At 65.0% G+C, this 23,168-nt stretch carries 20 protein-coding genes; 9 read left to right on the plus strand and 11 right to left on the minus strand.

Translation table 11 applies throughout. The annotated features are described in order from the left end of the window. Nucleotides 1-98 precede the first annotated feature (98 nt). The 3 genes from N2603_RS08465 (at nucleotide 99) to N2603_RS08475 (ending at nucleotide 2,662) form a co-directional block, all read left to right on the plus strand. The gene (locus N2603_RS08465; RefSeq protein ID WP_018646654.1) at nucleotides 99-602 is read left to right on the plus strand and encodes a CAP domain-containing protein; all 504 of its coding nucleotides are present in this window, start codon (nucleotides 99-101) and stop codon (nucleotides 600-602) included. 94 nt (nucleotides 603-696) lie between these two features. Further along, on the plus strand, nucleotides 697-1,872 hold the full coding sequence (locus N2603_RS08470; protein WP_260388370.1) for a DUF3734 domain-containing protein: 1,176 nt from the start codon (nucleotides 697-699) through the stop codon (nucleotides 1,870-1,872). A 1-nt stretch (nucleotide 1,873) separates the two neighbouring features. Next, nucleotides 1,874-2,662 carry a 3-hydroxybutyrate dehydrogenase gene (locus N2603_RS08475; protein ID WP_260388371.1) on the plus strand — a complete coding sequence of 263 codons (789 nt, stop codon included), beginning with the start codon at nucleotides 1,874-1,876 and terminating at the stop codon, nucleotides 2,660-2,662. A gap of 125 nt (nucleotides 2,663-2,787) precedes the next feature. Here the strand turns inward: N2603_RS08475 and N2603_RS08480 are convergent, their stop codons facing one another. The 4 genes from N2603_RS08480 to N2603_RS08495 form a co-directional block, all read right to left on the minus strand. After that, on the minus strand, nucleotides 2,788-3,612 hold the full coding sequence (locus tag N2603_RS08480; protein ID WP_260388372.1) for a sulfite exporter TauE/SafE family protein: 825 nt from the start codon (nucleotides 3,610-3,612) through the stop codon (nucleotides 2,788-2,790). A 189-nt stretch (nucleotides 3,613-3,801) separates the two neighbouring features. Beyond that, complete coding sequence (locus tag N2603_RS08485; protein ID WP_425249001.1) at nucleotides 3,802-5,169, minus strand: flippase; 1,368 nt, start codon at nucleotides 5,167-5,169, stop codon at nucleotides 3,802-3,804. 303 nt (nucleotides 5,170-5,472) lie between these two features. Further along, nucleotides 5,473-5,868, minus strand: a complete 396-nt coding sequence (locus N2603_RS08490) for a hypothetical protein (RefSeq protein ID WP_260388374.1) — start codon at nucleotides 5,866-5,868, stop codon at nucleotides 5,473-5,475. Nucleotides 5,869-6,108: 240 nt separating this feature from the next. Beyond that, nucleotides 6,109-6,942: a protein-disulfide reductase DsbD domain-containing protein gene (locus tag N2603_RS08495; RefSeq protein WP_260388375.1), complete on the minus strand. Its 834-nt coding sequence runs from the start codon at nucleotides 6,940-6,942 to the stop codon at nucleotides 6,109-6,111. 142 nt (nucleotides 6,943-7,084) lie between these two features. On the opposite strand from N2603_RS08495, the gene N2603_RS08500 reads away from it, so the two are divergent. Beyond that, the gene (locus N2603_RS08500; RefSeq protein ID WP_018646661.1) at nucleotides 7,085-7,729 is read left to right on the plus strand and encodes a YqgE/AlgH family protein; all 645 of its coding nucleotides are present in this window, start codon (nucleotides 7,085-7,087) and stop codon (nucleotides 7,727-7,729) included. A gap of 187 nt (nucleotides 7,730-7,916) precedes the next feature. Here the strand turns inward: N2603_RS08500 and N2603_RS08505 are convergent, their stop codons facing one another. Both N2603_RS08505 and N2603_RS08510 read right to left on the minus strand, forming a co-directional pair. Further along, nucleotides 7,917-8,804: a TauD/TfdA dioxygenase family protein gene (locus N2603_RS08505; protein WP_260388376.1), complete on the minus strand. Its 888-nt coding sequence runs from the start codon at nucleotides 8,802-8,804 to the stop codon at nucleotides 7,917-7,919. A gap of 203 nt (nucleotides 8,805-9,007) precedes the next feature. Then, nucleotides 9,008-9,787, minus strand: coding sequence for an SDR family NAD(P)-dependent oxidoreductase (locus tag N2603_RS08510; protein ID WP_260388377.1), 780 nt, complete (start codon nucleotides 9,785-9,787; stop codon nucleotides 9,008-9,010). Nucleotides 9,788-9,884: 97 nt separating this feature from the next. Between N2603_RS08510 and N2603_RS08515 the strand changes: the two genes are divergently transcribed. Together N2603_RS08515 and N2603_RS08520 are read left to right on the plus strand one after the other, a co-directional pair. Continuing rightward, nucleotides 9,885-10,622: an SDR family NAD(P)-dependent oxidoreductase gene (locus N2603_RS08515; protein ID WP_260388378.1), complete on the plus strand. Its 738-nt coding sequence runs from the start codon at nucleotides 9,885-9,887 to the stop codon at nucleotides 10,620-10,622. 171 nt (nucleotides 10,623-10,793) lie between these two features. Further along, on the plus strand, nucleotides 10,794-11,168 hold the full coding sequence (locus N2603_RS08520; protein WP_018646665.1) for a CsbD family protein: 375 nt from the start codon (nucleotides 10,794-10,796) through the stop codon (nucleotides 11,166-11,168). Nucleotides 11,169-11,325: 157 nt separating this feature from the next. Here N2603_RS08520 and N2603_RS08525 read toward each other — a convergent pair whose 3' ends face one another. Continuing rightward, nucleotides 11,326-13,029 (minus strand): SGNH/GDSL hydrolase family protein, encoded by a 1,704-nt coding sequence (locus N2603_RS08525; RefSeq protein WP_260388379.1) that lies wholly within the window; start codon nucleotides 13,027-13,029, stop codon nucleotides 11,326-11,328. Between the two features lie 181 nt (nucleotides 13,030-13,210). Beyond that, on the minus strand, nucleotides 13,211-14,596 hold the full coding sequence (locus N2603_RS08530) for a lytic murein transglycosylase (RefSeq protein ID WP_260388380.1): 1,386 nt from the start codon (nucleotides 14,594-14,596) through the stop codon (nucleotides 13,211-13,213). Nucleotides 14,597-14,796: 200 nt separating this feature from the next. Here N2603_RS08530 and N2603_RS08535 point away from each other — a divergent pair, with 200 nt between their 5' ends. Next, nucleotides 14,797-15,672 carry a UTP--glucose-1-phosphate uridylyltransferase gene (locus N2603_RS08535; RefSeq protein WP_018646668.1) on the plus strand — a complete coding sequence of 292 codons (876 nt, stop codon included), beginning with the start codon at nucleotides 14,797-14,799 and terminating at the stop codon, nucleotides 15,670-15,672. Between the two features lie 107 nt (nucleotides 15,673-15,779). Here the strand turns inward: N2603_RS08535 and N2603_RS08540 are convergent, their stop codons facing one another. Beyond that, nucleotides 15,780-17,276 carry a sensor domain-containing diguanylate cyclase gene (locus N2603_RS08540; RefSeq protein WP_260388381.1) on the minus strand — a complete coding sequence of 499 codons (1,497 nt, stop codon included), beginning with the start codon at nucleotides 17,274-17,276 and terminating at the stop codon, nucleotides 15,780-15,782. A 155-nt stretch (nucleotides 17,277-17,431) separates the two neighbouring features. On the opposite strand from N2603_RS08540, the gene N2603_RS08545 reads away from it, so the two are divergent. Further along, the gene (locus tag N2603_RS08545) at nucleotides 17,432-17,695 is read left to right on the plus strand and encodes a DUF7662 domain-containing protein (protein WP_130363225.1); all 264 of its coding nucleotides are present in this window, start codon (nucleotides 17,432-17,434) and stop codon (nucleotides 17,693-17,695) included. A gap of 1,001 nt (nucleotides 17,696-18,696) precedes the next feature. On the opposite strand, the gene N2603_RS08550 is transcribed toward N2603_RS08545, so the two are convergent. Continuing rightward, nucleotides 18,697-21,573 (minus strand): sensor domain-containing phosphodiesterase, encoded by a 2,877-nt coding sequence (locus tag N2603_RS08550; protein ID WP_260388382.1) that lies wholly within the window; start codon nucleotides 21,571-21,573, stop codon nucleotides 18,697-18,699. A 139-nt stretch (nucleotides 21,574-21,712) separates the two neighbouring features. Beyond that, on the minus strand, nucleotides 21,713-22,711 hold the full coding sequence (locus N2603_RS08555; RefSeq protein ID WP_018646674.1) for an NAD(P)H-quinone oxidoreductase: 999 nt from the start codon (nucleotides 22,709-22,711) through the stop codon (nucleotides 21,713-21,715). Nucleotides 22,712-22,822: 111 nt separating this feature from the next. Between N2603_RS08555 and N2603_RS08560 the strand changes: the two genes are divergently transcribed. Beyond that, nucleotides 22,823-23,014 carry a DUF1192 domain-containing protein gene (locus N2603_RS08560; protein WP_260388383.1) on the plus strand — a complete coding sequence of 64 codons (192 nt, stop codon included), beginning with the start codon at nucleotides 22,823-22,825 and terminating at the stop codon, nucleotides 23,012-23,014. Nucleotides 23,015-23,168: the final 154 nt, after the last annotated feature.

Below are 23,168 nucleotides of genomic sequence, written 5' to 3' on the forward strand. Positions count from 1 at the left end.
CGCACTGCCCCGGAATGACGGCTACGATTTTCTTCAAAATTCACCTTTCAGCCACGGTTGGTATGCAACAACGGCCCCCTCATTGGGGGCCTCGATTCATGCGCGCTGCGGCCGCAATTCTCATCACTTTGCTGCTCGCTGGCTGCGCCGGCAATGAAGCGCCGGTCCAGCAGCCGTCGATGTATACGGACATGGCGGTCCCCGGCGCCCAGCTCGACGCGCAGGCTGCCGCGGTGATGATCTCGCAATACCGCCAGAACAACATGCTCGGCACCATCGTGATCGACCCTGATCTGATGCGGCTCGCCGAATCCCAGTCCCAGGCCATGGCCGCGGCCAACAAGATGGACCACGACGTCCGCGCGCCGCTGGCCAAGCGCCTTGCCACCGGAGGCTATCCGGCCACGGTTGCCGTCGAGAACGTCTCGGCCGGCTATCATACGCTGGCGGAAGCTTTTTCCGGCTGGCGCGACTCGCCTCCGCACCGCGCCAACATGCTCAAGAGCGGTGTCACAAAATTAGGCATCGCGGCGAGCTATGCTCCGGGCACCAAGTACAAGGTGTTCTGGACCATGATCCTGGCCTCGACCGAGCCCCGATAAGCCAGACTTGATCCCCGGATGCATTGACGCCGCGGCGGACTGTCGCCAGGGTGGCGCGCCATTTGCTGTTGTTCCCTTATGCTATTGTTCCCTTATGACCGATCATAGCCCGGAATCCGCCAGCGTCCCCGCCAATGCGCAACGCGTCCTGGTCCTGCAGGGCGGCGGCGCGCTCGGCTCCTATCAGGCCGGCGCCTTTCAGGCGCTATGCGGCTACGGCTTCGAGCCGGATTGGGTCGCCGGCATCTCCATCGGCGCGATCAACGCCGCCATCATCGCCGGCAACGAGGGCCACACCCGCGTCAAGCGGCTGAAGGAATTCTGGGAAATGGTCTCGGCGCCGGTGCCGTGGAAGCCGGTCGGCAAGAGCGATCACAGCCGCGAGCTGTTCAACTCGACGAGTGCGGCGCTGATCGCCACTTTCGGCGTGCCCGGCTTCTTCGTGCCGCGCGTCCCGCCCGCGCCGATGTGGCCGCCGGGCCATCCCGAAGCGGAAAGCTATTACGACACCGCGCCGCTGAAGAAGACGCTGGAGCGGCTGGTCGATTTCGACCGCATCAACGACCTCAAGACACGCTTCTCGGTCGGCGCGGTCGGTGTCACCTCGGGCAACTTCAAATATTTCGACAATTACGAGTTCAAGAAGCTCGGCAAGAAGATCGGCCCCGAGCACATCATGGCTTCCGGCGCGCTGCCGCCGGGCTTTCCCTCCGTGATCATCGACGACGAGCATTACTGGGACGGCGGCATCGCCTCGAACACTCCGCTCGACTACGTGCTCGATGCCGAGCTCGCGCGCGACATGCTGATCTTCCAGGTCGACCTGTTCTCGGCGCGCGGCGATTTGCCGAATTCGCTGCTCGAGGCCACCGAACGCGAGAAGGACATCCGCTTCTCCAGCCGCACGCGCATGAATACGGATAAGAACAAGCAGATTCACAATGCCCGCCGGGCCGTGCGCGACCTGATTTCCAAATTGCCCGATTATCTCAAGAACGACCCTTCCGTCGAATTCCTTGCCAAGGCAGCACGTGAGAGCACCGTCACGGTGGTGCATTTGATCTATCGCAGCAAGAACTACGAATCCTCGTCCAAGGATTACGACTTCTCGCATGTCGCCATGGTCGAGCATTGGGAAGCCGGCGTGCGCGACGTGCACCTGTCGATGCGCCACAAGGACTGGCTCGAGCAGCCGCAGTCCGGCGAGACCATGGTGACCTACGATCTCACGGGGGACGTCACCGCGCCCCCGCCAAAAAGGAGCGAATAACATGGGTACTCTGTCAGGCAAAAACGCCGTCGTGACCGGATCGACCAGCGGCATCGGGCTCGCCTATGCGCGCGCCTTTGCCGCGGCCGGTGCCAACGTCGTCATCAACGGCTTCGGCTCGCCCGAGGACATCGAGAAGGAGCGCGCCAAGATCGAATCCGATTTCGGCGTCAAGGCGGTATACTCGCCCGCCGACATGACCAAGCCCGCCGAAATCGCCGGCATGATCGCGCTCGGCGAGAAGTCGTTCGGCTCGGTCGACGTCCTCGTCAACAATGCCGGCATCCAGTTCGTCTCGCCGATCGAGGAGTTCCCGGTCGAGAAGTGGGACCAGATCATCGCGATCAACCTGTCCTCCGCCTTCCATGCCATCCGCGCCGCCGTGCCCGGCATGAAGAAGAAGGGCTGGGGCCGCATCATCAACACCGCCTCGGCGCATTCGCTGGTCGCCTCGCCCTTCAAGTCGGCCTACGTGTCGGCCAAGCACGGCATCGCCGGCCTGACCAAGACCGTGGCGCTCGAGGTCGCGACCCACAAGATCACCTGCAATTGCATCAGCCCCGGCTATGTCTGGACCCCGCTGGTGGAGAAGCAGATCCCCGACACGATGAAGGCGCGCGGCCTGACGCGCGAGCAGGTCATCAACGATGTGCTGCTCGACGCGCAGCCGACCAAGGAGTTCGTCACCTCCGAGCAGGTCGCCGCCCTTGCGCTGTTCCTGTGCAGCGACGATGCCGCGCAGATCACCGGCACCAACCTGTCGATCGACGGCGGCTGGACCGCGGAGTAAGCGCTCGATGCCGTAGGGTGGGCAAAGGCGCGCCAGCGCCGTGCCCACCATTTGTCCGCGGTTGAGAAAGAGCGGTGGGCACGCTTCGCTTTGCCCACCCTACGAGAGCTGCGCTGGGTCTTCGCTCAATGCGTCCAGGCCAGCGCCGTCACGATCGCCGACGACAGGTTCAGCTCCGCGAACATGATCTTGCCGGCGACCACGAACAACACGCTGGCAAGGGTCAGGCGCAGCACCGTCTCGGGGACGCGTGTCGCGCTGTAGCTGCCGACGATGATGCCGGGCAGCGAGCCCAGCAGCAGCACGCCCATCAGCGCCCAGTCGACATCGCCAAGCGCCCAGTGCCCGACGCCGGCCACCAGCGTCAGCGGCACGGCATGGGCGATGTCGGAGCCGACGATGGTTGCCATCGGCAGGCGCGGGTAGAGCAGCAGCAGCACGGTCACGCCGACGGCGCCGGCGCCGACCGACGAAATCGAGACGAGCACGCCGAGCACGATGCCCGTGATGACGGTCGCAACCGCCGTGGTGCGATCGTCGACCTGCTCCAGCCTCCTGCGATAGCGCTCCATGATCGCCTTGCGGAAGATCAGCGACGTGGCGGTCAGCAGCAGTGCGAAGCACAGCACCAGATTGACCAGGCTGCGCTCGGTATCGCTTTTGAGATCGAGCTTCCACAGCACCAGCAGCGTCAGCGCGCTCGCCGGAATGCTGCCGCAGGCGAGCCGCAGCACCGCCGGCCAGTGTACGCTGCGCGACCAGCCATGCACGATGCTGCCGCCGGTCTTGGTGGCGGCGGCATAGAGCAGGTCGGTGCCGACGGCGGTGGAGGGATGGACGCCGAACAGCAGGATCAGCAGCGGCGTCATCAACGAGCCGCCACCTACGCCGGTCATCCCGACAAGCAGGCCGACGCCAAATCCGGAGGCGACGTAGAGTGGATCGATCATGGTCTGGAGAATCTTAGGGTTATCTCGTCGGTTGGGCAATACGACGTAGAATAAACTTTCCCTGAGTGGCAACTACTTGGGAGGAATAAGAAAAATCATGCTGCTGGTTCTGAATGGGTAGGAGTTTCGCCTCATTCCGCGCCATGCCGCGAAACAGCCGTTCCACCGCACCGGCAAGACGCGCAGCGCCTACTTGCCGAACGCCAGCACGTGCAGTCCCAGCCGCTGCCGCACGATCCAGAACAGCAGCACCGTCTCGAAGCTCAGCGAGATCGAGGTCGCCGCGGCCGCGCCATGGCCGCCATAGCGCGGCACCAGCGCGATGCAGAGCACGAGATTCATCGCGAAGGCCAGCGCGTAGGCCAGCGCGCAGATCCTCTGCTCGCCGAGCATGTTGAGCAGGCGCTCGACCGGGCCGATCGCGGCGCGCACCACGAGGCCGATCGCGGCGACGAACATGATATCGTAGCCGACCACGAATTGCGGCCCGAACAGCCACAGCAGCGGCTTGCCGAGCGCGAGCAGCACGATGGTCGCCGCCAGCGACGGCCAGAACGTCCAGTTGATGGCGTGCGCGACGTACGCCGACAGCCGCGCCTTGTCGCCGCTGGCGTTGTATTCCGCGAAGCGATGCGCCGTTGTCGCCGACATCGCGTAGTGGATGAACGAGACCAGCGCCAGCGTCTTCACCACGGCGAAATAGACGCCGACCTCGTCGGATGGCCGAAACTGTTGCAGCACGAGCACGTCGGTATAGGACAAGAGCAGGTAGAAGCTCTCCACCAGCAGGATCGGTAGCGATATGGCGAGCCAGCCGCTGACATCGTAGGCCTTCGGGCCCGGCTCGATGTGATCGGCGAGCTTGCGGTTCAGCACCACCATCTGCCCGGTCATCGCGATCCACACCGCGCCCAGGCTTGCGACCATCGCGGCGACCGCGCCGAGATGGTAGCCGAGCAGGAAGGCGGCGCCCGTGATGCCGATGATCAGCGCCTGGCGGATGATGAATTGCGGCATCAGGCCGAGCTGCATCCAGTCGTGCGAGCGTGCGATGCCGTCCTGGGTGTTGGCGACGACGAAGGCCGGCAGCGTCATGCAGCCGATATAGAGCGGCAGCACCTCGGCCGGATCGATCCAGGGCGACAGCAGTCTGACGATGCCGGCAAGGCCGAGCGACACCAGCGTGGAGACGGCAAAGGTCAGCCAGCGGCTGCCGGAGAGGAAGCCGCGCAGCAGCGCATGCGCGCCGCTCGTGCGGTACTCCGGGATGATTTTTTGCGCGGAGGCCGAGATGCCGAAATCCATCATGCTGCCGAGCAGCAGCACCCAGGTCCAGACATAGACATAGATGCCGTAGTCGGACGTGCCCATCCAGCGCGCGAGCAGCACCTGCGAGACATAGGCAAGGCCCGCACTGATCACGCGAATGATGAAGATGGTGCCTGCCAGCCGCCGCGTCAGCGACGCCTCGCTCGATCCGCCCGTGAGCTTAGCCCGCAGCCGCGCGATCAGTCCGGCCGGTCCGGTCGTTGCTGGCTCTGCATCCATCACGGCCAATTCGAGGATCCCCAAGCGTCCCGCACCAAGCGTTCCGCATGCTGCGGCAGCCTTTGACCTAGCAACCATTCGTTAAGATACGGTTGGGTCAACGATGTTGTCCCGGCCTAGGGCGCGTACGCATGAACTGGCGCGGTGATCAGGCCGCGTATGAGGTCAGTGCTGTGCCGAGAGGGGCCAGCGACCATCAGCTGGAAGACAAGCGCCTGGCCGCCTCCACGTTGACCCGCTCAGGACGAGAACCACGGTCCGGCAAACAGGCGGCCCTTTGGGGCCGCCTGACGTAGCCTAAGTGCAGATGGCTTATTGGCAGAGATGCTGGCGACCGTCAGTACCCTTGTAAAGGGTGCCAGGCCTGCAGACGATGCCGTTGCGGGCGGCATATTGAGACCAGCTGCCGTTCCAGCCGGGACCGCCGCCGCCGCCGTACATCGCGTAGGAATTGCCCCAACCGCCGGGATTGCCCCAGCTGCCGGCGGCGGGAGCGCCTGCTGGCGCCGGCTGTTGATACGCCGCTCGCCGAGCTGCTTGCCGATACCGAGGAGCGGTGGGGGTATTGCCGGTCCCAAGACCCGTGCAGTTGGCGAATTCAGCTTGGCAGAGGTCCGGATTGGATTGGGCCCACTGCGCTGGTGCAGCAGAACTGAACAAGGCGGATGCCGCAACCACGGCCGCGCCAAGAATCCCTGGATTCATCATGGCTTGCTCCTTGTGGTTTGACGTGGCGCTGAATGCCACGCTTGACAGAGCCTATACGACGCTTGCGTGACTGACCATGCTGCTCGGCATCGCCAAAATTGGGACTGCTCTGGTCCAGGAACAGTAATGCTCTGGCTGATCGTAAGATTTCCGCTTGAGCGTCAGAGGCTGACGTCTGCGCCTTCTCGAGTACACGTTCTCGTGTGCAATTATGCACGGGAGCGTGACGATCGGGAAACATCATTCCAGGTTCGTATTGAACTCGTACGACTTCTCCGGCCCAACCAGCGTGAACTTCAGCGCTGCGCCCTCGGCCTTGGCGCCCGGCGGCAGCCCGTCGAGCTCAAATGAGAAGCGCTTCACGCCGGGCGGGCTGGGCTCGACCGGCGCGGGGATCGGCAACGACCAGTCGGGCGTCGGCCCTTCGACGAACAGATTGACGTTGCGGCCATCAGGCACAATCACGTCGACCACCACATTCTTGGCCCCGTCGCGCTTGATGTCGCGGATGGTGAGCGGATTGGGATCGCCGATCGTGGCGGGCTTGGGCACGGTGTCGAGCGCGGCACGCAAGTTCGCGTCCTCGGTCGATGCGACGCTGTTGAAGCCAAGCTCGGCGCTGGCCTCGACAGGAATGCAAAGTTTTTCGCACACCGCGTAGTTGATCTCGGCGCGCAAGGTCACCGGCTTGTCGGCCGACTTGGCGACGATGCGCAGCGGCAGCACGATCTGGTCGCGATAGCCGATCGAATGGCCGCCCGCGCCGTCGTCGAACTTCAGCGGCGCCGGCCACATCACCGTCACCGCTTCGACATTTTCTGATTTCGAGAAATCGAACCGCGGCGGAACGCCGGAATCGCCGGGCATGCGCCAATAGGTCTTCCAGCCGGGCTGGAGCTGGAAGGCGATACCGCCGAGCAGCACGGCGCCGCTGCGCGATCCCGCCAGCAGCCGCACTGCGGAATGTCCGTCGCGCTGCCAGGGCGAGGCGTCGTCGGCGCGCGCGGCAAGCGCCGACGCAAGCAGGGTTGTCGCGACGCCAATCGCCGCACGCAGGGGAACTCTTGTCAGCATGGCACGTCTTTACAGGGTCACACCTAGGCAAACCATTGAATTGCTTGTGATGCATGCACTCGAATCAAATCTCTGCAAGCCTTGATTTGACAGCGGCTAGGTCCGACATCAGGATAGGAATTGAAACCGGAGTGCTTCAGCGATGGCTCCCACTGGCAAGAGGACGGGCGAAAGCACCCGCGGCGCGGGCGCCGGGCTCCCCAATTCGGCCGGTTATCTCGACGGCCGACTCCTGATCGCGATGCCCGTGATGGGCGATCCCCGTTTCGAGCGCTCGGTGATCTATCTCTGTGCCCACTCGGCCGAAGGCGCCATGGGCATCATCGTCAACCACCCGGCCGGCAGCATCGATTTCCCCGAGCTGTTGCAGCAGCTCGGCATCATCAAGAAGGGCGAGCACATCAAGCTGCCGGGGAACGCCGAGAGCATGAAGGTGCTGCAAGGCGGTCCCGTCGACACCGGCCGCGGCTTCGTGCTGCATTCCAGCGACTTCTACATCGAGAAGGCTACGCTGCGGATCGACGACGGTGTCTGCCTCACCGCGACCGTCGACATCCTGCGCGCGATCGCCAATGGCTCCGGCCCCAAGCACGCCATCCTCGCGCTCGGCTATGCCGGCTGGGCACCGGGCCAGCTCGAGACCGAGATCCAGAGCAATGGCTGGCTGCATTGCGATGCGGACGCCGACCTGATCTTCGGCGACGACGTCGACGAGAAATACGGCCGCGCCCTGCGCAAGATCGGCATCGACCCCGGCATGCTCTCGAACGAGGCGGGGCACGCGTAGCTGGAGTTGAGTGTAGCTCAACTCCCACCACGTCATTGCGAGGAGCGAAGCGACGAAGCAATCCAGAATCCCGACGCGGAGGGATTCTGGATTGCTTCGCTTCGCTCGCAATGACGGAGTGTGTTGAAGCGCCCGCGCCCTGTCGTCGGCATCTCTGCCGTCGCTGCCTTCACCACGACTGCCGCGCCTACTCCGCTGCCTGCTGCTGCACCGTCGGCTCGGTCCCTGCGACCGTCGCCCTGCGCATGTCGCGGGGCTGGGACTGGTCGTAGCGGCGGACGCGGTGCATGGTCTGGCGGTTGTCCCACATCACGAGATCATGCAGCTTCCATTTGTGGACGTGGACGAACTCTGCTTGCGTCGCGTGTTCATTCAGATCGCGCAGCAAGAGGCGTCCCTCCGGCACGCTCATGCCGACCACCTTGCCGGCATGCGATGAGAGATACAGCGATTTGCGGCGATGCACGGGATGCGTCCGCACCAGCCGCTGCAGCACCGGCTTGAACATCTCCTTCTCTTCGTCGGTGTACTCGGTGAAGCCGAGCGATCCCCGCGAATACATCAGCGAGTGCTCGCAGACGAGATGCTCGATCTCCGCCTTGGTCTCCTCGTCCAGCGCGTCGTAGGCCGCGCGCATGTCGGCGAACTCGGTGTTGCCGCCCTTCGGGTTGACCACCCGCGCCGACAGCAGCGAGAATTTTGCCGGGATGGGGCGGAACGAGCTGTCGGAATGCCACAGGCAGTTGCCGAGATTGAACAGATGCGCGCGGCTGTCCTTCGCCAGCGGCTTGCCGTCCTTGCCGAGATTGGAGACGTCGTTGAGGCCCGACTGCAGCCGGTAATCCTTCTCCTTGGTCACGGTGCCGCCGCGCGCATCCTCGCGCTGGCCGAAATTCAGCGCGAAGGCCATCTGCTGCTCGTCGTTGATGTCCTGGTCGTGGAAGACCAGCACCGCGTATTTGTCCATGGCGGCCTCGACCTCGCGCGCCTCGTCAGGTGTGAGAGGCTTGCGCAGATCGAGGCCGGACACCTCGCCCACAAAATGTTTCTGAAGCTGCCGGATGGCGATCGTCATGACGTTCTCTCCCGCGTGCCGCGAACGGTTGGTCCCGTTCTGTCGGTGAAAAAGCTACTCCCGCACTCGTGGTTGTCAACGCTCAGTGCGCATAGCAGCCCGTAGCCCGGATGGAGCGAAGCGTAATCCGGGGTTCTCACCTCGTGGAAAGACCGTCCCGGATTGCGCTGCGCTCCATCCGGGCTACGCACCTTTGATGCCTCTCACGCGTTCCGCGCCATCAACCCACCATCGACCGGGATCACCGCGCCGGTCAGGAAGGACGCCGCCGGCAGGCACAGGCTCAGCGTCATATGCGCGACCTCTTCGGGGGCGCCGTAACGGCCGAGTGCGGTGCGGCGCTTGGCGTAGATGGTCTTGTGCTCCTCGGAAATGCGGTCGGTGATGGCGGTGCGGATCGGGCCCGGGCAGATGCAGTTGACGGTGATGCCTTCACGGCCGAGCTCCACCGCGAGCGAGCGGGTGAGGCTCGCGACGCCGCCCTTCGCCGCCGAATAGGGGCTGTGCAATGCGGTGGCGCCGAGCGCCTCGGTGGAAGCGATGTTGACGATGCGCGGGCTCTTCGACCGGCGTAAATGCGGCAGCGCGGCGCGGATGATGCGCGGATGCGCCGTCAGCATCACGGCGATGCCCTTGGCCCAGGCGTCTTCGTAACCTTCGTCGTCGATTGCAACGCGCACGGAGATGCCGGCATTGTTGACGACGATGTCGAGCCCGCCGAAATGCGCGGCGACATCGCCGACCACGCGCTTGATCTCGCCGGCGTCGGCAACGTCGAGCTTCCACGCCTTCGCCGCGCCGCTGCTCGCCGCGATCTCCTTCGCGAGAGACAATGCACCCTGCTCGTCGTAATCGGTGACAGCGACGTTCGCGCCCTCGCTTGCGAACACGCGCGCGGTGGCGCGCCCCATGCCGCTGGCAGCTCCGGTGACGAGAACGGTCAGGCCCTTCACGGAGCGGCTGAGCTCTTTGAACTCGGACATGCTGTTTCCTCGCTGGGTCTTGTTTGTTGTTATGATTGACAAGGCTGGCATCGATCCGCAGACAGGTCAAACAAGCAAGACAAAATGGGAGGCCGCGATGGCGAACGAGCTGGATTTTTCAGGCAAGCAGGTGCTGGTCGTCGGCGGTTCCAGCGGCATCGGCAACGGCATCGCACAGGCCTTTCGCGCCAGGGGCGCAGCCGTCGCCGTTTGCGGCACGCGTGCTCACGCAACGGAATATTCAGCCGAAGAAGGCTCCGATCTCACCGGTCTTTCCTATGCGCAGCTCGACGTCAGCAATGCCGCTGCGATCGATGCGTTCAAGCCGTCGTTCGAGCGGCTCGACATCCTGGTGCTCGCGCAGGGCGCGGTGATTTATCGCCGCGGCGAGTTCGAGATGAGCGGCTTCCGCAAGGTCGTCGAGGTCAATCTGATGAGCCTGATGGCCTGCGCCACGCGGTTTCATTCCATGTTGCGGGATGCCAAGGGCGCGCTGATCATGGTGTCCTCGACCGCGGCCTATCATTCCACGATGGGCAATCCCGCCTACAACGCCTCGAAGACTGGCGCGGTCGGATTGACGCGCACGCTGGGCGAGGCCTGGGCCGAGGACGGCATCCGCGTCAACGGCATCGCACCCGGCCTCGTCGACACCAAGATGACGAAGGTGACGACCGACAACCCCAAGCGGCTCGAAGGCGCGCTCGCGCGCATTCCGCTGCGGCGACTGGGCACGCCGGCCGACATGGCAGGCGCAGCCTTGTTCCTGGCCTCGCCGCTGTCGTCCTACGTCATCGGCCAGACGCTGGTCGTCGATGGCGGGCTGATCCTGTAGAGGATCCCGTAGCCCGGATGGAGCGCAGCGCAATCCGGGGTCCTTCAATACGACTGACGCTGTCACGGATTACGCTGCGCTCCATCCGGGCTACACACTACACTTTCGTCGACACTTGGAACTGCGCTGCGCCTGATCGGTTACTTGGGCTGACCCCCGAGGAGGAGCATCATGGACACGGATCGGATTGTCGGATCAGCCAAGGAATACGCCGGACGCGCGGAAGGCGCAGTCGGAGACATGGCAGGCGATGCCAAGACGGAGGCGTCGGGCAAGGCGCGCGAAGCTGCAGGCACGGTGCAGAACCTCTACGGCCAGGCCAAGGATGCGGTGCGTGATGCTGCGGATACCGCGACGAACTACGCCAAGGACGCCTATGAGAACAGCGGCGACACCTTCCGTGATGGCACGCAGGCGCTGTCGAAGAAAGTGCAGGACAATCCGCTCGGCGCGCTGCTCGTTGCCGGCGGCATCGGCTTTGCGCTGGCGCTGCTGATGTCGCGCCCCGCCCGCCGTCCGCCGCCGCGCTGGCGCTATTACGGCTGATAGCCGTAAACACGTATCTCTCGTGCCCCGGACGCGCTGCAGCGCTAGAGCGCTGCTGCGCAGAGCCGGGGCCCATTCTTTTTGAAGTAGATGCTGGGTCCCGGCTCTGCGTCGCATCACCAAGAGGTGCTGCGCCGCGTCCGGGACACGAAATCGACTATCGGATCACTTCCGCCGATCGCCCGACATTACCCGGCGGACGCGGAATCGCGGGGTTCTGCGCCGGATTGCGCGGCCCGGGCGCCGGCGCCAGTTGACGCGGCGCCGGCGGCGGCGAGCCGAAGCCGAAGAAATCCCGGAATGACGGCGTGGCCTGCGCCGGCTGCTGCTGTGGCGCGACCGGCGGCTTTTTCGGCGCGAGCTTGGGCGGGGCGATCGCAGCGGCCGCACCCGATGCATTGGGAGAGGCGGTGGCGCCGTCAGGCGTCGTCGCCGCCATCGGCGTATCACCCTTGGCCTGCTCGCGGCCGACCTCACGGCGCGGCCAGGCGTAATCGTCGGCGCGTCCGGCGGGCGCCGTCAGCGGCTCGCCCTTCACCATCGTCTTCGCAGCGAGCGCATCGACGGCGGCGGGACGCGAGCCTGGGCCGCCCAGCAATTGATCGGTCGAGATCGAGGCCGCGACCAGCGGCACGATTGGGCCGGCCAGCGGCCGCGGCGCCGGCTTGCCGGGCTCGGCGCTGGTATCGGGCGTCGCAGGCTCGCTCGGCAGCGCGATCGGGCCGGAGCGCCCGGCCAGGAGGCGCGTGATCTCGCGCTCGACATAGTGAGCGAGTTTTCGCGCGCCGGGCTTGGTGAAGTAGACGCCGTCGGAGCTGCGGAGCTGGCGGATCTGGCCTTCGAAGTCCGGGCCCTTCTGCAGGAAGCGGCCGGCCTCGTCGACGAAACCGTCCCAGACATCGACATAGGTGATGCCGGCCTTGGCCGCGCCCTCGCGATAGAGCGAATCCAGGAACAGCATGTCGGCCGTCCCTTTCTGTCCCCGGATCGCGGGCAGGCCGACCCAGAGCACCGGCACACCCTTGGCCTTGAGCAAATTGGCCAGTTCCTCGACCTTCTTGGTGTAGATCTCGACCCAGCGTTCGTCGCGGAATTCGTAGAGGCCGTTGGGATTGCGCGCCGTCTTTTCCGGTGCGGCCGCAGGCGTGTCGGCATTGTCGGCGTCATCCTGCGGCAGGTCGGCATCGGCAGGCTTGTCGTCCGGCTTGGCGGCGGTGTCGCCGGGCTTGGCATCGCCGGGCTTCGCCGGTTGCTTGGCGCGGGCGCCCTTGTCGTTCTTCTTGTCCTTGTCTTTGTCCTTGTCCGACTTGTCGGCGACAGGTTCGCGGATCGCGATGCGGTCGTTGAGGCCGAGCATGACGACGATCACGTCGGGCTTCTCGGTCTCGAGGATGCCCTTCGCCGCCGCGGTCCAGTCCGAAGGCTCGCCCTTCGGCTGGTACTTGATCAGGCCGGACGTGGTCTTGTGCTTGCGGACGACGCCCATGTCGGGCTGCTCGCTATAGGCATCTTCGAGGCCGTAGGCGAGCCAGTCGGCCATGGCGTCGCCGATCACCAGCACGTTCTTGTCGGGCGTGGTGTCGCGCTTGGCTGGTGCCGGTGCGCGCGAAAAATCCTGGCGCGGTGCCTGCTGCTGTTGCTGCTGGAACGGCGCGAAGAAATCGCCGCCGAACCAGCCACCGCCGCCTCCGCCCTGGCGCGGCGGCGGGGCCGAACGCTGCGGCGGGCCGCCGAAGCCGGGGAAGTTGAAGAACTGCGCGGAAGCGGGCCCCGCGACCGAGACCAATATCGCAAGCGCCGTCCCCAGCGCGATCAGCGGGCCGGTCTCGGTCAGCGCCTTGAACAGGGACTTCTTCGACATGCGATCTCGGCCGCGCACAATGGGGTCTGGAATAGGCTCGGTATAATAACGGAATTGGGCGCCAAACGGGCAGATTCCGTTGCGGATTTTTGACGGATTCTCGCGCCATACACCGGGGAACAGCCGGTCCCGTCAAGACCGCCGGGCAAAATCCCTGTTCAGGGTTACTTTCAGCGCGATTTTACCGCCCGCGCAGCCGGTCCAGCGCGTCGGAGGAGGCAAATCCGTCCGCCGGCACCCCAATCGAGGCCTGGAAGTTGCGCAGGGCCTCCCTCGTCTGGCCGCCGAACTGGCCGTCCGGGGTGCCCTTATAGAAGCCGCGCTGGGCCAGAAGCTGTTGCAGTTCCAGCCGCTCGGTGCGGGACAGCTCGCGCTCCTGGCGCGGCCAGGGCTGCACGAAGGGCTGCCCTCCGCGCAGGCGGTCGGCGAAATGGCCGATCGCCAGCGCATAGGCCTCGGCCGGGTTGTACTTCATGATGACGCGGTAGTTCTGCAACATCAGGAAGCCCGGGCCCTGCGCGCCCGCCGGCGCCAGCAGATAGGCTTTCTCCGCCGGGTTCGGGAAGGGCTGGCCCGCCGGGCGCTTCAGCCCGAGCTTCTCCCACTGCGCAATCGTCTGCGCCTTGGCGCGGTCGGCCAGCATGTAGTTGAATCCTTGCGGCACCACGACCTCGAAGCCCCAGGTCTGGCCGGACTGCCAGCCGTCCTTCTTCAGATTGTTGGCGGTCGACGCAATCAGGTCGGTCGGATTGTCGACGACGTCGCGCCGTCCGTCGCCGTCGCCGTCGACGGCAAAGCGCTTGAACGCGGTCGGCATGAACTGGGTCGGGCCGAAGGCGCCGGCCCAGGAGCCGCGCATCTGCTCCGGACGCAGATCGCCGCGGTTGAGGATCTCCAATGCGGAGAGGAATTCATCCTTGAAATAGGCCTGGCGGCGGCCGATGCAGGCGAGCGTCGCGGTCGATTGCAGCACGCTGCGATCGCCCATCTGCGTCGAGTAATTGGACTCGATGCCCCAGATCGAGGCGATGATGTAGCGATCGACGCCGGTGGCCTTTTCCGTGGCATCGAACTGCGCCTTGTATTTGGCAAGCACCTCGCGGCCCTTGGCGAGGCGATTGTCGTTCACGAGGATGTCGAGATAATCCCAGATCGACTTGGTGAACTCCGGCTGCGAGTCCATCAGGTCCATGATGCGCAGATCGGGGCTGAGGCCCGCGGTGAAGCGCTGGAAGTTGTCCTGGGTGATGCCCCGCCGTGCGGCATCGGGCCACATGCCTGCGACGCAATTGTCGAAATTGCCGGCGGCTTCGCGGATCGCGGCGGCCGTCATCAGCGGATGGCCGGAGGCGCCGTCCTCGCCGCTCCAGGGTTGCGCGCCGCCTGGGCTTGGTGCGCCTTGCGAGGGCGCGGGATTCGTCCCGGAGAAAATGCCGCCGAACAGGTTCGACAGCCCGTTCTGCGACTGGGCGTATGCATGAACCGGCAGCAACAAGGCGGCCGCAATCACAGCTCCACCGGTCACGGATGCCGCACGTTTTGCCAGCCCTGCCATCGATTGCATCATGTCCCACCTGTCCGGCCAAAAATCCGTCATCAGGAGGCCCGGTACCGGTTGCCAATAGCTTAACAAAGGTGAAATTTTAGTGGCTTCTTTTTTCTTAACTCTGTGATCGCGAGGCCCCACATCCGCCTTTGTTAGCGGCTGCAAACAGTCTAGCAAGACACCATTGCTCCCTTCACGTCCTCAGGTATTCGATCAATCCCATGAAAATTCGCAAAGCCGTATTCCCCGTCGCCGGCCTCGGCACCCGCGTCCTGCCCGCCACCAAGGCGATGCCGAAGGAGATGTTGACCATCGTCGACAAGCCGCTGATCCAGTACGTGTATGACGAGGCGAGGGAGGCCGGCATCGAGCACTTCATCTTCGTCACCGGCCGCAACAAAAACGTCATAGAAGATCATTTCGACAAGATGTTCGAGCTCGACGCCACGCTGGCTGCACGCGGCAAGAAGGCCGAGCAGGAGATCCTGGCGCAGAACCAGCCGGATGCCGGCGCCGTCAGCTTCACCCGCCAGCAGGCGCCGCTCGGCCTCGGCCACGCGGTCTGGTGTGCACGCGACATCGTCGGCAACGAGCCGTTCGCGGTCGTGCTGCCGGACGAGCTCGTGCTCAACACGCCCGGCTGCCTGAAGCAGATGATCGAGACCGCCGCAACGCTCGGCGAGAAATCCAATGTCATCGCGGTCGAGGCGGTGCCCGATCATCTCACCCATCAATACGGCATCTGCGGCGTCGGAAAACGCACCGGCAAGATGTTCGAGGTCGACGGCATGGTCGAGAAGCCGGCCAAGGGCACCGCGCCCTCCAACCTCTCGATCACCGGCCGCTACATCCTGCAGCCGGAGATCTTCAAGATCCTCGAAACGCAGGAGCGCGGCGCCGGCGGCGAGATCCAGCTCACCGACGCCATGATCGGCCTCGCCAAGTCGCAGAAATTCTACGGCGTCGAGTTCGAGGGCGAGCGCCATGATTGCGGCTCCAAGCCCGGCTTCCTCCGCGCCAACATCGCCTACGGCCTCAAGCGCCCCGAGCTGCGCGACGGGCTGATCGCGGAGATGAAGAAGTATCTGGGGCAGTAGTTCCCGCCGTCATTGCGAGCGAAGCGAAGCAATCCAGAATCTTTCCGCGGAGAAAGTCTGGATTGCTTCGTCGCAAGAGCTCCTCGCAATGACGGGGAGAGAACTCGTCACGCCACCAGCGACAGCTTCGGCAGGCTCGCGACCACGGACTGGTTGCGGCCGCCGGCTTTGGCGGCGTAGAGCGCCTTGTCGGCGGCGGCGACCAGGATCGTCCAGTCCATGCCGGCGGCGGGGACGAGGCTGGCGATGCCGCAGGACACCGTCGATGCCGCCTGGTCGTCGGACCAGCCCTGCACCTTAAGGCGGATCGTCTCGGCGGTCTTGAAGGCGTCGGCTGCCGAGGTGTCCGGCAGCAGCACCGCGAATTCCTCGCCGCCATAGCGCGCGGCGCAGTCGCCGGCGCGCCGCACCGAGTCAGAAATGCAGATGGCGATGCCGACCAGCACCTGGTCGCCGGCCTGATGGCCGAAGGTGTCGTTGTAGGCCTTGAAGTGATCGGCATCGATCATCAGCAGCGCGACCGGCGTCTTCTGGCGCATGGCGCGCCGCCATTCCACGTCGATGACGGTGTCGAACTTGCGGCGGTTCTTCAAGCCGGTGAGCGCATCCGTCGTCGCCAGCTCCTCGAGCTTGCGCTCGGCCTCGGCGCGCCGGCCGATCTCGCGGGCGAGCACGAGTGTCGATGCCAGCATGAACACGATCAGCGCCAGCACCACGGCGCCGATACGATAGGCCTCCTTCTGCCACAGCTCGAACACCGCGCTCAGGGGCTTGCCGGCCACGACGAACAGCGGGCTGTCGCCGTTGCTGCGAACATAGAGCCGCGGCGTGGTGTCGACCGGGCCTTGCCCCGCATAGGAGGTGCCGGCGCGGAGATTGTCGGCCTTCCAGTTCTGACGGTCGTTCAAATTCCTGCCGATCACGTCGAGGTCGAACGGTCGCCGCATCATGATGGTGCGGTCGCGCTTGAGCACCGTGATGGTGTCTTCGGGATCGAGGCTCAGGCGTTCGAACAATTCGTGGAAATAGCTGAAGCGGATCGAGCCGGTGACGACGCCGAGGAAGCCGCCGTCGGTGTCGCTGATGCGCCGGCTCAGCACGATCGAATAGGCGCCGCGGAACAGCATCGGGCGGCTGATGAAGAGGCCGGCGCCGGGATTGTCACGGTGAACCCTAAAATAGTCTTCGTCGCCGCGGTTCTCGGGAGACGGATCGAGCGTGGAGGCGTCGATGGTCAGCCGGCCCTCCGCGTCATAGACCTGGATGGCGCCGAAATGCCGGGCCGTCGTCGCGTGATCGAACAGGATCAGGTGCCGGACCGGCTTCGAGACTGTGGCGAGCTCCGGCAGCAGCATGTTGCTGGCGACCGCCTTCAGCGACAAATCGTAGATTTCGATGTTGCGGCTGATGTCGGATTCGATGGTGGTGGCGAGGTTTTCCAGGGTCTGGCGGGCCAGCGCCTCTTCGCCGCGGCGCATGTCGAGCATGACGTTGACGCAAATGGCGGAAAAGCCGATCACCGTCACCACGGACGAGATGATCAGCAGTTTCGCCGAAATCCGCCACGGCCGGCGGGCCATGACTTCGCGCCATCCAGACAGCATCGTTTGCTCCCGACCCTGATGGATGCGCCCTAAACCTTGAGCAGTGTTTAAGCTGGTACGGCGCTGCCGCAATGAGTTAAGAATCGGTTGATGCGGCTAGCGGTTTTCGGCAGGCCTCATGTGAAGAGATCCGGGCTGCGGACGAGAGGACGAGTGTGAACGACTACGACACGTTGCGCGATTATCTGCTGCGGCAGAAGCAGACGGAATTCGTGCTGACCTTCGAAGAGATCGAGGAGATCATCGGCGCGGCGCTGCCGCGCGCGGCCAATCGTGCCTCATGGTGGGACAGCCTGCGCAGCCCCGACATCCAGATGCCGCAGCGCGAAGCCTGCCTCGCCGCCGGCTTCGTGGCGACACGGATGCCCGATGGCCAGAGCGTGCGGTTCAGGAAGCAGAAGAGCGAGCGGCGGCGGTAGTGCGTACGGCACGCTCTCCACCCTCCCCTGGAGGGGGAGGGTCGGCTCACATTGAGCGTAGCGAAATGTGAGACGGGGTGGGGTGACGGTCTCTCCACGTCCAACGGTGCCCGAGTGGAGAGATCACCCCACCCCGCTCGCGCTGCGCGCGATCGACCCTCCCCCTCCAGGGGAGAGTAAGACAAGTATCGTAGGGTGGGCAAAGCGGAGCGTGCCCACCACCTCTGTCGTAGGGTTGGATGGTGGGCACGGCGCAAGTGCGCCTTTGCCCACCCTACGGTACGAGATCAAGTGGACGCGCGCTCCACGCGAGCGTGGGAACGGTCGCCGCTAGCCGAGGTGCCGAGCCAAGACCTTCATTAGCGCTCACGGAGCCAGCGTTCGACGTCGGCGTGTGCTCGTATCAGACACCTCGTTGTCTGCCGGTCGCAGGCGCGCATGCACACGTTCTGGCGGCCCCGAACGTCACCAGCCCCGCCGGTGTAGTCGGCACATGTGCCGACGCAGTTTGCGCCTCGATCCTCGCATCGTGCAGCCGTCACTGCTTCGGCCGAGGAGGCGAGGAACATTCCGGTGCCTATGAGGGTGATCGCGTAGAAAAGGTGCCGGCTCATCCGTAACTCCTGAGAAGGACGCGCTTGGTCTGCTCATTCCTGTCGTTGCGTTTGACGCGTGTGAGCACGCCGAGAACGACAGTGGCGAGCCCAACGATCTCGATGACGAACCCGTTCTGGATCGAATGCTGCGCGCCAATTTTCGCGGCGGTTGAACAGCAGTCCATTGATCTGGATCAAGCACGGCCTCATCGGCACCTCACCCCGCGCGCTTCGCGGGCGGCCCCTCAAGAAGGGGGAGGAGGGGGGCTGTTCGCCGCTTCCAGTTGGAATCGGAGGGTAGGCAAAGCGAAGCGTGCCCACCATTGGCGCGGCATGTGTGGAGGGATGGTGGGCACGGCGCAAGTGCGCCTTTGCCCACCCTACGATACCGGACTCGCGGGAGCCTCAGCTCGCCGCTTCCAGCCGCACTTCCGTCAAGAGGCGCATCGCCGCATCGGCGTCCATCGGCTCGCCGAAGGCAAAGCCTTGCGCGTATTCGCAGCCCATCTGGTAGAGCTCGACCGCGTCGGAATCGGTCTCGGCGCCTTCGGCGACCACGTCCATGCCGAGGTCGTGCGCGAGCGCGATGATCGACTTCAGGATCACCGGCCGCGTGCCGCGGTTGGTGGTGCGCACGAAGGACTGGTCGATCTTGATGGTGTCGAACGGGAAGCGCTGCAGATAGGCCAGCGAGGAATGACCGGTGCCGAAATCGTCGAGCGAGAGCCCTGTGCCGAGCTCGCGGATGCGCGTCAGCATCTGGGCTGCGTGCTCCGGGTTCTCCATCACCAGCGATTCCGTCAGTTCGAGCTTGAGCGTGCCGCGCGCCACCGAGGAGCGCGACAGCACGGTGCGGATGTCGTGGATGAGGTCGTGGCGCAGCAGCTGCCGCGAGGAGACGTTGACGCTCGCGAAGATCGGCTCGCGCGAGCGCATGGCGCGCTGCCACACCGAAAGCTGCTTTGCGGTCTGGTCGAGCACGAACATGCCGAGGTCGACGATCAGGCCGGTCTCTTCCGCGATTGAGATGAACTCCGAGGGCGCCATGCGCCCGAGCTTGGGATGATCCCAGCGCGCCAGGGCCTCGAAGCCGGCGACGGAGCGATCCTCCAGCCGCACGATCGGCTGGTAGAGGATCGTGATCTCCTGCCGCTCGATGGCACGGCGCAATTCGCTCTCCAGCGTCAGGCGATCGGTTTTTCGCGCGCGCATCGCCGGCTTGTACACATCGATGCGGTCGCCGCCGATGCGCTTGGAATGATACATCGCAAGCTCGGCGTCCTTGATGATCTCGTCCGTCAGCTGAACCTGCGGGTCGGAGAGCGCAAGGCCGATCGAGGCGGTGAGGAAGATCTCGCGATCGTTGAAAGCGATCGGCGCGCGGATGGTCTTGCGGATGGTCTCGGCGAAATTGGTGATCCGCGCCGGATCCTGTTCCGACAGCAGGATCAGGCCGAACTGGTCGCCGGCCAGCCGCGCCAGCGTGTCCTGCGGCTTCAGGATGCGGGTGAGGCGGCGCGCGAGCGTCAGCAGGATGGAGTCGCCGACCGCGATGCCAACGGAATCGTTGACCTGCTTGAAGCGGTCGAGGTCGATCACCATCAGCGTCGGCCGCAGCGTCGGCATGGTCTTAGCGAAGTTTGCGACGGCGCCGAGCCGGTCCATGAACAGTTTTCGGTTGGGCAGGCCGGTGAGGTTGTCATGCACGGAATCGTGCAGCAGGCGCTCCTCGGCGTTGCGCAGCTCGGTGACGTCGGTGAGCGTGCCGACCACGCGTGAGACCTCGCCGTCGGAGCCGACCACGGGGCGGGCCTTCAGCGCGAACCACATGAAGTGGCCGTCCGGCGTGCGCAGACGGAAATCCTGCACCAGGCGGCCGCGGCGCTGGTCGAGCACGCTGTCGAGCGCGGCGCGGAAACGGTCCTGGTCGAGCGGGTGCAGCACCTCGAGCCACGAGGCCGCCGGGCCTTCCAGCGTGCCGCGCTTGAGGCCGAGCAGGGCTTCGGTCTCGGGGCTGGTGAAGACCTTGTCGGCGGAGACGTCCCAATCCCAGATCAGGTCGCCGGAGCCGGCCAGCGCCAAGGCGCGCCGCTCGATGTCGGAGACGACGCCGGTGGTGGCGCCGCCGCCGGCAAAGGCGTGCTGCATCACCGTGAAGCCGATCAGCATCACGATCAGCACGAGGCCGCCGAGCAGGGCGGGGCCGACGATGTCGTTGGTGACGGAGCCCGCCACCGTCATGCCGGCCGCGACCACCCAGACCACGAGGAGGAACCAGGTCGGGATCAGGAGCACCGCGCGGTCGAAACCGTGAGTGGAGAGATAGACGATCAGCGCAAAGCCGGCGAAGGCGATCAGCACCAGCGAGATGCGCGCGATGCCGGAGGCGACCGCCGGATCGAACAAAGCGAGGGCGACGAGAGAGCCGAGGAACGCAAGCCAGCCCACCGTGATGTGCGAGTAGCGCACATGCCATCGACTGAGGTTCAGATACGCGAACAGGAACACCAGCAGCGTTGCCGCCAAAATCGCCTCGCCCGCCGCGCGCCAGATGCGCTCGGCGTTGTTCGACATGTCGAGCACCTTGCCCCAGAAGCCGAAATCGACGCCGATATAGACCAGCACCGCCCAGGCCAGCGCCGCGGCGGCCGGGAACATGATGCTGCCCTTCACCACGAACAGAATGGTGAGAACGAGCGCCAAGAGTCCGGAGATGCCGATCACGATGCCCTGGTACAGCGTGAACGAGTTGACCTTGTCCTTGTAGGACTCGGGCTCCCACAGATAGAGTTGCGGCAGCTTGTCGGTGCGCAGCTCCGCGACGAAGGTGACGACGGCGCCGGGATCGAGCGTGATGCGGAACACGTCGGCCGTCGCGCTCTCCTGCCGCTCCGGGCGGTCGCCGATCGACGGTGTGATGGTCGCGATGCGAGAGAGGCCGAGGTCGGGCCACAGCAGGCCGGACGAAACGATGCGGTAATGCGGCGCGACAATCAGGCGGTCGAGCTGGTCGTCGGTGTTGTTGGCGAGCGCGAATACCACCCAGTTCTGGCCGCCTTCGCGGGCACGCACCTCGATGCGGCGGACGATGCCGTCGGTACCGGGCGCGGTCGAGACCTGGATGCGGTCGGCATCGCTGCGCTGATGCTCGAGCACGCCGGTGAGGTCGATCGCGGGCGCGTCACCGCGGACGCTGACGGCGTCGAGCGCGCGCGCAGGGTACGCGGCGACGAGAATCATGAGGCCCAGCGCGATGGGCGCGAGGCACCTGATCAGACGCAAGGTCAGTTCTCCGCGTTCGACGCAACTCTTCGGTGGAAGACGATTTCACACCGGACAGAATTGGTTCGGTGCGTCGCGATAGATGCCACGAAAGCGAGGAAAATCAAAGGGTTTCCGGCGTCCCCTGTGGGTCGCTGGCCTACACCTCCAACACAATTTTGCCAATATGTGCGCTCGTCTCCATGCGCCGGTGGGCGTCGGCTGCCTTTTCCAGCGGGAAAGTGCTGTCCATCAGCGGTTTGACACGGCCTTCGCGCAAGAGCGGCATCACTTTCTGCTCGATTGCGGCCACCATCGCCGCCTTGTCCGCATTACTACGGGGGCGCAGCGTCGAGCCGGTATGGGTCAGGCGCTTGACCATCACCTTGGCGATGTTGGCCGTGATCTTGGGGCCGTTGAGGGTCGCGATCTGGACGATGCGGCCGTCGACCGCGGCAGCATCGTAGTTGCGGTCGACATAGTCGCCGGCGACCATGTCGAGGATCAGGTTGACGCCGGCCTTGCCCGTCTCTTCCTTGACGACAGTGACGAAGTCTTCCGTCTTGTAGTTGATGGCGCGGTCCGCACCGAGCTTGAGGCAGGCATCGACCTTGTCCTGCGATCCCACGGTGACGAACACTTTTGCGCCGAACGCCTTGGCGAGCTGGATGGCCATGGTGCCGATGCCGGAGGAGCCGCCATGGATCAGCAGCGTCTCACCGGCCTTCAGGCCGCCGCGTTCGAACACGTTGTGCCAGACCGTCATCAGGGTTTCCGGCAGGGCACCGGCTTCCTTGATCGACAGCGCCGGCGGCACGCTCATCGCCTGGGCATCCTGGGCGATGCAGTACTGCGCATAGCCGCCGCCGGCGACGAGCGACATCACCTTGTCGCCGATCTTGTGCCGCTTGGCGTTGCTGCCGACCGCGACCACTTCACCGGCGATCTCGAGGCCGGGCAGGTCGCTGGCGCCGGGCGGCGGCGGATAGGCGCCGGAGCGCTGCGCGACGTCGGGCCGGTTGACGCCGGCGGCCATCACCTTGACCAGGATCTCGTCGGGACCGGGCTGCGGAACGCTGCGTTGTTCCGGCACCAGCACCTCCGGTCCGCCGGGCGTGGAGATGGCGACCACGGTCATTTGCGCGGGCAGCTTGTCCATGATGTGTCCTTGAGCAAAGGTGCGGGAGGAACGAGGCCATTGCTTAGCCAGCGCGGCCCAAGCTGGCAACCGCCTCAGCCGTGTGACAGGCGCGAACGCAGGAGGAACGACATGCCGATCGAAGACGACGACCGCCCGCGCAAGAAGGTCACGCACGAAATCGGACAGGATCTCTCACTCTTGTCAGTGGAGGAACTGACCGAGCGCGTCGCTCTCCTGAAGACCGAGATCGCCAGGCTGGAAGAAGCCGCCACCAAGAAGCGCGCCTCGCGCGATGCGGCGGACAGTTTTTTCAAGTCGTAGTCGCCACCGCATCACCGCTGTCGTCCCGGCGAAGGCCGGGACCCATACCGCGTGATCTCTCTATGGGCGCTGACAGCAGAACCGAACAACGAGTCTTCGTCACACTACTCCCTGTGGTTATGGGTCCCGGCCTTCGCCGGGACGACAGCGGAGC

It is taken from the genome of Bradyrhizobium huanghuaihaiense (genome assembly GCF_025200885.1).
Lineage (GTDB): Bacteria > Pseudomonadota > Alphaproteobacteria > Rhizobiales > Xanthobacteraceae > Bradyrhizobium > Bradyrhizobium huanghuaihaiense.